8 protein-coding genes are annotated in these 9,594 nt (G+C 69.1%); 5 read left to right on the top strand and 3 right to left on the bottom strand.

The genetic code is table 11. The features are described 5' to 3' along the window. Positions 1-446 precede the first annotated feature (446 nt). Entirely contained in the window at positions 447-1,370 is a 924-nt protein-coding gene (locus OCS65_RS28045; protein WP_185713441.1) for an AEC family transporter, read from the bottom strand. A gap of 46 nt (positions 1,371-1,416) precedes the next feature. Between OCS65_RS28045 and OCS65_RS28040 the strand changes: the two genes are divergently transcribed. Continuing rightward, on the top strand, positions 1,417-1,923 hold the full coding sequence (locus OCS65_RS28040; protein WP_239010524.1) for a CGNR zinc finger domain-containing protein: 507 nt from the start codon (positions 1,417-1,419) through the stop codon (positions 1,921-1,923). 177 nt (positions 1,924-2,100) lie between these two features. On the opposite strand, the gene OCS65_RS28035 is transcribed toward OCS65_RS28040, so the two are convergent. Together OCS65_RS28035 and OCS65_RS28030 are read right to left on the bottom strand one after the other, a co-directional pair. Beyond that, positions 2,101-2,223 carry a hypothetical protein gene (locus OCS65_RS28035; protein ID WP_258008691.1) on the bottom strand — a complete coding sequence of 41 codons (123 nt, stop codon included), beginning with the start codon at positions 2,221-2,223 and terminating at the stop codon, positions 2,101-2,103. A gap of 34 nt (positions 2,224-2,257) precedes the next feature. Beyond that, complete coding sequence (locus OCS65_RS28030; protein WP_185713443.1) at positions 2,258-3,037, bottom strand: acetoin reductase; 780 nt, start codon at positions 3,035-3,037, stop codon at positions 2,258-2,260. Positions 3,038-3,176: 139 nt separating this feature from the next. Here OCS65_RS28030 and OCS65_RS28025 point away from each other — a divergent pair, with 139 nt between their 5' ends. The 4 genes from OCS65_RS28025 (at position 3,177) to OCS65_RS28010 (ending at position 9,535) form a co-directional block, all read left to right on the top strand. Beyond that, on the top strand, positions 3,177-3,848 hold the full coding sequence (locus OCS65_RS28025; RefSeq protein WP_006944546.1) for an IclR family transcriptional regulator: 672 nt from the start codon (positions 3,177-3,179) through the stop codon (positions 3,846-3,848). Between the two features lie 328 nt (positions 3,849-4,176). Next, positions 4,177-5,604 (top strand): rifampin monooxygenase, encoded by a 1,428-nt coding sequence (rox, locus tag OCS65_RS28020; protein ID WP_263508346.1) that lies wholly within the window; start codon positions 4,177-4,179, stop codon positions 5,602-5,604. A gap of 245 nt (positions 5,605-5,849) precedes the next feature. Then, positions 5,850-8,171, top strand: coding sequence for a cytochrome P450/oxidoreductase (locus tag OCS65_RS28015; RefSeq protein ID WP_043798771.1), 2,322 nt, complete (start codon positions 5,850-5,852; stop codon positions 8,169-8,171). 26 nt (positions 8,172-8,197) lie between these two features. Then, entirely contained in the window at positions 8,198-9,535 is a 1,338-nt protein-coding gene (locus OCS65_RS28010; RefSeq protein WP_006944540.1) for an MFS transporter, read from the top strand. The last annotated feature ends 59 nt before the right edge of the window (positions 9,536-9,594 follow it).

The following is a 9,594-nucleotide window of genomic DNA, read 5'->3' as shown; positions in this document are numbered from 1 at the left end:
GGCTGCCCTTCCTGCGAACGTGTGTAGCCAATCGATCGTTCGGTTAGCAGTCGATAAGTTATGTGACGCGCCGCACAAAGTCAAACGCACGCCGAGGGTGAGGTCGGCCTCGTGGGGACCTGCGGGCGAGGGGCCCGTGGGACCAGCCGTCCTCGAGCGTGGGTCGTTCACCGCCTGGAGCTGGTCGGATAGCAATGTGTGGTGCTGGAGACGTGGTGTATACGACTGCTCCTGTGCGTGCGGGCAGGAACGCCTGTCAGGCGGGGCGGGGGCGCCGTCGGGGCTGAGCTCTCTGCGTAATCGTCCGAGTTTCGAGCCGACCGACTGTTTACTCGGCCTGCATGGATGCGTCGGCCGGGGCGGCGCGGCGAGATGTCTCGGCGTCGGCGGTCGCTGTGCGGGCGAGGTCGCTTCCCGGTGGTGCATCACGCCGTTGTCGTCGTGGGTCAGGTCGCTGTGGTCAGGTGAAGGATCAGGGGCAGAGTTACTACGGACAGGACTGTCTGCGCTCCGGTGATGGACGCCATCAGTTGCGAGTCGCCGCCCATACGCCTGGCGAGAATGTACGCCGAGGGCGCGGTGGGGACGGCGCAGATGAGCACGACGGCGGTCAGGGCTGCGGCGGTCAATCCCAGTGCACTTGCGAGGGCGGCGGCCGACAGGGGAAGGGCGACCAGTTTGATCGTCGACGCGATGGTGATGTCGAGGCCGTCGCGGAGCCGCACCCGAAGGGTGATCGCCGCCCCTGCCACGAGTGTGCCGGTGACAAGTGCGGGTTCTGCCAACATCTCCACCGGTACCGCAATCGCCGGGGGCAATCCGATGCCGGTGAGGTTGAGCGTCAGACCCGCAACGCATCCCAGAATCAAGGGATTGGTGCCCAGGTGGCGCCACGTACTCGACATTGCAGCCGCGTGATCGCGGGCACCGTAGAACGACAGCGCGGTGACCGACACGACGTTGACCAACGGAACCATCACCGATGCCGCGAGTGCGAAGTCGGCTACTCCGCCGGTGCCTTCGAGCGCCGAGGCGAACACCAGCCCGATGTAGGTGTTGATGCGGATGCTTCCTTGCACCAGCGACGTGAGCTGCGGTCCTTCGGCCCGTAGTGGTCGACGAAGGGCGACGAGCAACACGGACACAGCCAGGACCGGGATGGACAAACTGAGAAGCAACGGGACCGGCGATACCTCCCGCAACGGGGTCCGTGCGATCGATTCGACGAACAGCGCAGGTGTGAACACGTGGTAGCTCAGCCACTCCATCCCGCGCCAGAAGCCGGCGTCGGTGACGACACGGCGACGGAGGACTGCGCCCAGGGCGAGGATGAGAACGATGGGGAGAACGGCGGTGGTGACCAGGTGCACGCGACCACCGTGGTGCAATCGGTCAGTGCAGTTCAACCATGACAACATGACCGGTGCGCTGCTGGCCGCGGACCTCGTGAACCTCGGGGAGAGGGGCGTGTGGACCGTCCCGGAGGTCCAGGCCGTGTTTCGCGAGCACGTGATCCGGTGGTCGGATGTCGACAAGAGCGACGTGCCGGCGCTGCGTCGGTGGACGACCCGGCTCCGGGCGGTGTTCGTGGCGCCGGACGAGGAGCAACGCTGCCGGTCGATCAACGCCCTCCTGCTCGACGGGGTAGCCAGCGTGTATCTCACCACGCACGACAACCACCGTCCTCATCTGCATTTCACGCCGGACGAGAACGACCTCGTCGGGCGTGTGATGGCGGTCACCGCGGGTGGGCTCGCGATCTTCACCGTCGAGGCCGAGGGGGGTCGTCTTGGCGCGTGCGCGAACGCGGGATGCGTTCGAGTGTTCGTCGACACCAGCCGCAACGGCCGCCGGGCGTATTGCAGTGCCCGTTGCGGCAATGCGGACGCGGTACGCCGCCACCGAGCCAGGAAGTCCCACTGAGTGCCCGTGCACGACTGCATCGTCACGCAATCGATCAACGCAGTACAGGCCTTACACGCCAACTTTCGGGCCCGACGGGGAACGTCGGGCCGTCCTGGCGAACCTGTGGGGGCGAGGGGCAGCGAGGGTGGACGAACGATGCCGAGGTCCGCCGTTGCTCGAGTCCGGCTGTGCCCCTCAGTCGGTGTGGCCCGCGAGTTGCTCGGAGAGGGCGAACAGCTCGGGGGAGTACTTCGGCGCCATCACATGGTCGAGGAACACGAGCAGGGGAACCGCCAGTGCCCGTACCGCTCTGCTCAACAAGGGAGTCTCCTTCCGGTGTAGCGGGTTCGGCTCACCGGTAGACCAGGCCGCCGTCGATCAACCCGGACTGGCCGGTCATGTAGTCGGAGTCCGGGCCGGCCAGGTAGGAGACGTAGGCCGCGACGTCCTCCGGCGTCTGCGCGCGGCCGAGCGCGATGCCGCCGACGAACTTCTCGAACGTCGCTCCCTTCGGTGCCCCGGTCAATGCCGCGAAGCGTTCGTCGATGGTGACCCACATGTCGGTGCCGACGACGCCGGGGCAGTAGGCATTGACGGTGATTCCGTCGGACGCGTATTCCTTGGCCGCGGCCTGGGTGAGCGCCCTTACGGCGAACTTGGTTGCGGAGTACACCCCGAGCATCGCGAAGCCCTCGTGGCCGGCGATCGAGGACGCATTGATGATCTTGCCGCCGTGCCCGCGCTCGCGGAACTTGGCGGCGGCGATCTGGATGCCCCAGAGGACGCCTTCGACGTTGACCGCCATGATCCGGGACACCTCCTCCGGTGTCACGTCGGCGATGGGGTTCACCTGTGCGATGCCGGCGTTGTTGACGATGATGTCGAACCCGCCCAGTTCGGTCTCCGTCCGGTCGACGGCGGCTCGGATCTGCTCGCGGTCGGTCACGTCCGCAACGACGGAGATCGCCTTCGAGCCGGCGGCCCGCACCTCGTCCTCGACCGCGGCGAGCTTGCCGCCGTCGACGTCGAGCAGTGCGATGTCCGCACCGTCCGCCGCCAGCCGCAGCGCGATCGCCCGTCCGATGCCCTGCCCGGCGCCGGTGACCAGCGCGACCTTGCCTTCGATGCTCATACCGGCTCCCGTCCATAGTGACCTGTGTCACTCGAAGGGAACCAGTGCGGCGGGGGGTGCTCAAGCGTTGCAATGCGCTGCATCGGGGGTGGCGCCCGCGCCGGTAGGGTCGGATCCGGCACGACGGACGGAGGAACCCATGAGCACGCTGCAGACCCTCGATCGTGGTCTGCGCGCGCTCGACATCATCTCCCGTTCGCCCGCCGGTATCACGGTCGCGGACCTCGCCAAGGAACTCGGGATCGCGCGGGCGATCTCCTACCGGATCGTCGCAACGCTCGAATCGCACTCGCTGGTGGTGCGGGCCGACGACGGCCGGATCCGGCTCGGCGCCGGTGCCGCCGTCCTTGCGTCGCGGTTCGTGCCCCAGTTTCAGCATGCGGCCGGTCCGGTGCTGCACGACCTGGCCGAGCGCACGCAGGCGACGGCTTTCGTGTCCGCCGCGCAGGGGGACGAGTGCATCGTCATCCTCGTCGCGGAGCCGGAAGGGGCGCTCCTGCACGTGGGATACCGGGTGGGCAACCGGCACCCGCTCGACCGCGGGGCGGCGGGGATCGCGATCCTCGCGCTGCGACCCGAGGACGCGCGGGACCCCGAAGCGGTGAAGCAGGCCCGGGCGCTCGGCTACAGCGTCACGCGCGGACAGCTCGAGCGCGGCGCCGTGGGTGTCGCCGCCGGGGTGCGCGCGCCGCGGGGGGCCGGCCTCGAGTGCAGCGTCGGGGTGGTGGCCATCGCCGGTCTCGACGTCGATGCCGCGGCCCTCGCGGTCGGTGACGCGGCGGCACGGCTGAGCGCTCTGCTCACCGACTGACACTCCCATCGTCGTTCACCCGGACGTCGGCCCGGGATGGACGGAACTGTGGTCGGCGCCGAGAAGGCAAAGGCAAGAAGGTCATCGGCTCCTTGCCACTTTCAACATATAGCGCGCGGGGGGCCTTGCCGCAAGACCCCGGTGGTGCTGCAGAATCGCCAGCCGAAGCCGGAACCTGCGGAAACGGGAGATTCGCGAGGTGGGCGTCCAACCGCCGGTAGGACTCGGGTGGTTGCGGGCACCCGGCGCCCGGGTGCGGGTGTGCGGGCCCGCCGGACTGTGTGGAGCAGCCGGCCGAAATACAACGTTGTCGAACGGGGGATTTTTCATGATCGATGTGATCGTTACCGGCGGCGGGCCGACCGGTTTGATGCTGGCCTCCGAGTTGCGGCTGCACGGCGTGCACACGCTCGTGCTCGAGAAGGCGACGGAGCCGACCGCGCAGTCCCGCGGACAGGGCCTGCACGCGCGCAGCGTCGAGATGATGGACCAACGCGGCCTGCTGGACCGGTTTCTCGCGGTCAGTGAGAAGTTCCGGGTCGGCGGTCTCTTCGGCGGCATCATGAAGCCGTGGCCGGACCGGGTGGACACGGCGCACCCGTACGGCCTCGCCACTCCGCAGCCGGTCACCGAACGGCTGCTCAACGAGCACGCCCTCGAACTCGGCGCCGAGCTCCGGCGCGGCTGCGAACTGGTCGGGCTGAGCCAGGACGACCACGGGGTGAGCGCCGAGCTGGCCGACGGTACCCGGCTGCGCTCGCGCTACCTCGTCGGCTGCGACGGCGGCCGCAGCACGGTGCGCAAGCTGCTCGGCGTCGGTTTCCCCGGCGAGCCCAGCAAGGTCGAGACGCTGCTCGGTGAGATGGAGCTGACCGAGGACCCGGCGACGGTGGCCGCCGTGGTCGCGGAAGTCCACAAGACCCATCTGCGGTTCGGCGCCGTACCCCTCGGGGACGGGGCGTACCGCGTCATCGTGCCCGCCGACGGGGTGGCCGAGGACCGGGCGGCCGCACCGACCCTCGACGAGTTCACCCAGCAGCTGCGGGCGATCGCCGGCACCGACTTCGGCGCGCACTCGCCGCGCTGGCTCTCCCGGTTCGGCGACGCCACCCGGCAGGCCGAGCGCTACCGGGTCGGGCGGGTGCTGCTGGCGGGCGACGCGGCACACATCCATCCGCCGACCGGCGGGCAGGGACTCAACCTCGGCATCCAGGACGCGTTCAACCTCGGCTGGAAACTGGCCGCCGAAGTGGGCGGCTGGGCTCCGGAGGGACTGCTGGACAGCTACCACGCCGAACGGCACCCGGTGGGCGCCCGCGTGCTCGAGAACACCCGCGCGCAGATCACGCTGATGGGAACCGATCCGGGTGTGATCGCGCTGCGGGAACTGTTCTCGAAGCTGATGGACTTCGAGGAGGTGAACCGGTACGTCACCGAGATGATCACCGCGGTCGGGGTCCGCTACGACTTCGGCGAGGGCCACGACCTGCTCGGCCGGCGGATGCGGGACGTGGGGCTGAAGCAGGGTCGCCTCTACGAACTGATGCACGGCGGCCGCGGACTGCTCCTCGACCAGACCGGACGGCTTTCCGTGGCGGGCTGGGCCGACCGGGTCGACCACGTCGTCGACGTCAGCGAGGAACTGGACGTGCCCGCGGTGCTGCTGCGGCCCGACGGCCACGTGGCGTGGGCCGGTGACGATCAACAGGATCTGCTCGGCCGGCTGACCCAGTGGTTCGGCGCTGCCGCCGGCTGAGCGCGCGGAGGTGCTCGAAGGGGCAGGACCTGCCTCGGGTACCGGCTCGTGACGTCCGGTCCTGATGCTCGGTGGCGGCGGCCGCGCGGGTGCCGGGGAGTCCTGCGGACGTGGGCCCGGCTGCTGTGACCGCGGATCCCACTTGACCTCTCCTGTGACGCCGCTTACTCTGCTGCATGTCCGTATATAGGACGAAACTGTTCGATAAAAGTAACAGTGCTGTTGGAGAGGTTTTCGGTGTCAGCATGAGTGCATCAGTTCCGGCGTCGGCGCCGGCGTGTCCCGTCGACCACGCGGCCCTGGCGGGCGGCTGCCCGGTGTCGGCGAACGCCGCGGCGTTCGATCCGTTCGGTTCCGCGTACCAGACCGATCCGGCCGAGTCGCTGCGCTGGTCCCGCGACGAGGAGCCGGTGTTCTACAGCCCCGAACTCGGCTACTGGGTCGTCACCCGGTACGAGGATGTGAAGGCGGTGTTCCGCGACAACATCCTGTTCTCGCCGGCGATCGCGCTGGAGAAGATCACTCCCGTCTCGGCGGAGGCCACCGCCACCCTCGCCCGGTACGACTACGCCATGGCCCGGACCCTCGTGAACGAGGACGAGCCCGCCCACATGCCGCGCCGCCGCGCGCTCATGGATCCGTTCACCCCGAAGGAACTGGCGCACCACGAGGCGATGGTGCGACGGCTCACGCGCGAATACGTCGACCGCTTCGTCGAATCCGGCAAGGCCGACCTGGTGGACGAGATGCTGTGGGAGGTTCCGCTCACCGTCGCCCTGCACTTCCTCGGCGTGCCGGAGGAGGACATGGCGACGATGCGCAAGTACTCGATCGCGCACACCGTGAACACCTGGGGCCGCCCCGCGCCCGAGGAGCAGGTGGCCGTCGCCGAGGCGGTCGGCAGGTTCTGGCAGTACGCGGGCACGGTGCTCGAGAAGATGCGGCAGGACCCGTCGGGACACGGCTGGATGCCCTACGGGATCCGCAAGCAGCGGGAGATGCCGGACGTCGTCACCGACTCCTACCTGCACTCGATGATGATGGCCGGCATCGTCGCCGCGCACGAGACCACGGCCAACGCGTCCGCGAACGCGTTCAAGCTGCTGCTCGAGAACCGCGCGGTGTGGGAGGAGATCTGCGCGGATCCGTCGCTGATCCCCAACGCAGTCGAGGAGTGCCTGCGCCACTCCGGGTCCGTGGCGGCGTGGCGACGGGTGGCCACCGCCGACACCCGCATCGGCGACGTCGACATCCCCGCCGGCGCCAAGCTGCTCGTCGTCAACGCGTCCGCCAACCACGACGAGCGCCACTTCGAGCGCCCCGACGAGTTCGACATCCGGCGCCCGAACTCGAGCGACCATCTCACCTTCGGGTACGGCAGCCACCAGTGCATGGGCAAGAACCTGGCCCGCATGGAGATGCAGATCTTCCTCGAGGAACTCACCACGCGGCTTCCCCACATGGAACTCGTACCCGACCAGGAGTTCACCTACCTGCCGAATACGTCCTTCCGCGGACCCGACCACGTGTGGGTGCAGTGGGATCCGCAGGCGAATCCCGAGCGCACCGATCCTGCTGTGCTGCACCGGCATCAACCGGTCACCATCGGAGAACCCGCCGCCCGGGCGGTGTCCCGCACCGTCACCGTCGAGCGCCTGGACCGGATCGCCGACGATGTGCTGCGCCTCGTCCTGCGCGACGCCGGCGGAAAGACATTGCCCACGTGGACTCCCGGCGCCCATATCGACCTCGACCTCGGCGCGCTGTCGCGCCAGTACTCCCTGTGCGGCGCGCCCGATGCGCCGAGCTACGAGATCGCCGTGCACCTGGATCCCGAGAGCCGCGGCGGTTCGCGCTACATCCACGAACAGCTCGAGGTGGGAAGCCCGCTCCGGATGCGCGGCCCTCGGAACCATTTCGCGCTCGACCCCGGCGCCGAGCACTACGTGTTCGTCGCCGGCGGCATCGGCATCACCCCAGTCCTGGCCATGGCCGACCACGCCCGCGCCCGGGGGTGGAGCTACGAACTGCACTACTGCGGCCGAAACCGTTCCGGCATGGCCTATCTCGAGCGTGTCGCCGGGCACGGTGACCGGGCCGCCCTGCACGTGTCCGAGGAAGGCACCCGGATCGACCTCGCCGCCCTCCTCGCCGAGCCCGCCCCCGGCGTCCAGATCTACGCGTGTGGGCCCGGGCGGCTGCTCGCCGGACTCGAGGACGCGAGCCGGAACTGGCCCGACGGGGCGCTGCACGTCGAGCACTTCACCTCGTCCCTCGCGGCGCTCGATCCGGACGTCGAGCACGCCTTCGACCTCGAACTGCGTGACTCGGGGCTGACCGTGCGGGTCGAGCCCACCCAGACCGTCCTCGACGCGTTGCGCGCCAACAACATCGACGTGCCCAGCGACTGCGAGGAAGGCCTCTGCGGCTCGTGCGAGGTCGCCGTCCTCGACGGCGAGGTCGACCACCGCGACACGGTGCTGACCAAGGCCGAGCGGGCGGCGAACCGGCAGATGATGACCTGCTGCTCGCGTGCCTGTGGCGACCGGCTGGCCCTGCGACTCTGAATCACCGACCTTCGAAAGGATCCGTCATGGGATCTACGCTCGACCCGATCGCCGTGCGCACCGCGCCCACCGCGCCGGACGTGCCACGCAGCAGCTTCAAACGGGTCCTCACCGGAAGCATGGCCGGTGCCGTGCTCGAGTGGTACGACTTCGCGATCTACGGCATTCTCGCCGCCACCGTCCTCGGCCCGCTGTTCTTCCCCGGATCCGACGGCATCACCAAGTTGCTTCTCGCCCTTGCCACCCAGGGCCTCGGCTTCATCGCCCGGCCGCTCGGCGGCATCGTCTTCGGCCATCTCGGCGACCGGTTCGGCCGCAAGCCGATGCTCGTGATCACCTTCGTGATGCTGGGCACCGCCACCGCGTCGATCGGGCTGCTGCCGACCTACGAGCAGATCGGCATCTGGGCCACCGTCCTGCTCGTCGCGCTGCGCATGATCCAGGGCTTCGCGCTCGGCGGTGAATTCGGCGCGGCCGTGCTGCTGGTGAGCGAGTACGGCGAGCCGAAGCGCCGCGGCTTCTGGGCGTCCTGGCCGCAGGCGGGCGCACCGTCGGGCACCGTGCTTGCCGCCGTGGTCGTCTCGGCCCTGGTGTTCCTGCTCCCGGCCGACTCGTTCGACGCATGGGGCTGGCGGATCGCGTTCCTGTTCGCGATTCCGCTCCTGATCATCGGCTTCTGGATCCGGCACGGCGTCGAGGAGTCCCCGGTGTTCCGGGCGGCGCAGGCCTCCGCGGCCGGCCGCACCGAGTCCCGGTCGAGCATCGTCGAGGCGCTGTCCCGTCCGCGCCCGGTGCTGCTCGGCATCGGCATGCGGCTCGGCGAGAACATCGCCTTCTACGTCTACACCGTCTTCGTCATCGCGTACGCCACCACCTACCACGGCTTCGCGCGGGGCGAGGTGATACTGGCCGTGACCTTCGCGTCGGTGTTCCAGTTCGTCGGCATGATCGGTGGCGGCCGGTGGTCCGACCGGGTCGGCCGCCGCATCGCGATGCTGGTGCCCGCCGTGGTGCTCGTGGTGTGGGCGCCCGTCTTCTTCTGGCTCGTGCAGATGCAGAGCGTGCCGCTGCTGTGGGTGGGTGTGTGCGTCGGTGCCTTCTTCCACGGTGCTCTCGCCGGCCCGGAGGCGGCCTGGATCACCGAACTGTTCCCGACCCGCTACCGGTACGCCGGCTCGTCGCTCGTGTTCCAGGGGTCGTCCATCATCGCCGGCGCGCCTGCGCCCTTCATCGCCGTCTGGCTCATCGACCGCTTCGGCGTCGGGACCGTCATCGCGTACCTGGTGGTGACCATGATGATCACCGTCGTCGCGGTGCTGAGCAGCCGCGAAACCAAGGGCATCGATCTCGACCGCATCGAGTGACCGGACACCGTTGCCGGGCGGCCGTGACGCCGCCCGGCAACGGCCGTCCCGGTTACCCC

It is taken from the genome of Rhodococcus aetherivorans (genome assembly GCF_025722975.1).
Classification (GTDB): Bacteria; Actinomycetota; Actinomycetes; order Mycobacteriales; family Mycobacteriaceae; genus Rhodococcus; species Rhodococcus aetherivorans.
This window is presented reverse-complemented; position numbering and strand designations above follow the sequence as displayed.